1 protein-coding gene is annotated in these 1,676 nt (G+C 50.4%); it reads left to right on the plus strand.

Annotated features, from left to right (window positions below; genetic code table 11):
• The first annotated feature begins 321 nt into the window (after nucleotides 1–321).
• Complete coding sequence (locus V6D20_24345) at nucleotides 322–687, plus strand: hypothetical protein (protein ID HEY9818912.1); 366 nt, start codon at nucleotides 322–324, stop codon at nucleotides 685–687.
• Nucleotides 688–1,676 lie beyond the last annotated feature (989 nt).

Here is a 1,676-nt window from a genome sequence, read left to right on the forward strand (position 1 = left end):
ACAGAGGAAGATGAAAGTGATACCCACAACGCCGCCTACCATCCTCCATTTCCGCGCGCTCTCATTCTAAGGAGATTGGCATGATCGTGAAGATGTAGGCCGACCCCGATGGTATGTGGTAGAGTACGGGCAGAACTTAACGTATATGACTTCAGCAACAAGTAGGGCGACTTTCTAACCCAGCTAGACTGTACTTGTCTCAATAATACAGTTTTAACGGAGCGCTGTAGCGTACCCAATGCCCTCACACAGTGCCACCCGAACACCACCCACTGCTATCAGCTCTTCCCCGAGGCAATCTACACTGAGGAAGAGGCTCTTGTGATCCTATCCAATCTCACCGATCCACTAGCGCAGAATCGCACTCCATATCTTGTCACCTTAACGTCATTTGGTAATCTCACACCAACTGATGAAGCAGAAGAGCAGGAGTTTGTCAAGGCTATAAGCACACGTGTAGGTATTGATGTTCCCTACTTGACGGGTGGCCGCCAAAACAATGGTGAGCATAACATTCAATGGGCAAATGGCCCTGAAACAGGCTGCCCCTTCCGAAATACCCTGAGTGGTGAATTCGCGCCGGTGGAGTATCAAAACCTCGATGACGAAGTAACGGGCGGTGTAACAAACTGGAAGAATATTTTTGTAATGCCAAGGCAGGACTATAGGTACCGTCTCGGTGTGTAACGTGTTAGATGGGAGGACTATGAACCAGGAAACCTCAGTGCCAGCTGTACAGACCCGGAATGTCGATACAGAGCAGCTTTTGTAGTCGAATGGGGCGATACCAACTTTACGTGCGATTGCTTTAATAATACCATCGCGTAGCCAGCCTTCTGACGTACAGTACTTCGCTTTGCGTTCCCAGCGTTGTGTGTTGGAATGTGACAGGCCATTGCTATCAGTATAACCCGGTTTACCTCAGCGAACCAGACGCTGTCGCAGCAGCAGCAGCCCGGTATGCCCACTCTTTGATGAGCAGGAGTTATGGTGGAGATATCGGCTATCTTGCAGTTCCGAACAGTCCTGAGGAGGATCAGTTTTTGCGGGACCTCCGTCTGCGCTCGAGCATTGGCTCTGCTACCTGGATAAGCGGCATGACCACGGAGAATACCTCCTTGTGGTATTTCAATTCTGGTACTCGGGACACCTAGCTCACGGTTTCAGGTGCGGAGAACGGTTGCCCCTTCTATAACAACCGGGCAGACATCGGGTGTGCAGAGGATATTCACTGCAATTTTGAGTCCAGCCAGCCCAATAGTGAAGAATATGAGGTACAATGAACTCTCTGATGAATTCAGTTTACCTGGAACGAGCTTACTACGTCTTCAGCAAACTGGTGGCATGATCGTGAGGCGTATAGGAGTTGCGGAAACAGCAGCTGTCCTGTCCTTCGTCCATCTTTCATTGAATTTCGAGAGGTGAGATATAGCCTTGCTCAGTCCTGAGGATCCCTTTATTTGTGGTTGCATGAATGGCACTACCTATATCCCCCCGGTTTGAGTTCCGGAGGCCCAATGTCGCCCTAATGGGCACTGTTACCAGGTTGGAAGGCAAGCTCATTCCCCAGGTTATCATGACGCCCATGAACCAAGCTGATGCCAGGGCTTTTGCTAGTAGTCTTGCCGATCCCCTAAACATGGGTCGCACGGCCTATCTAGCCACCCTAACCACCA

Source organism: Candidatus Obscuribacterales bacterium (assembly GCA_036703605.1).
In the GTDB taxonomy this organism is placed as follows: domain Bacteria; phylum Cyanobacteriota; class Cyanobacteriia; order RECH01; family RECH01; genus RECH01.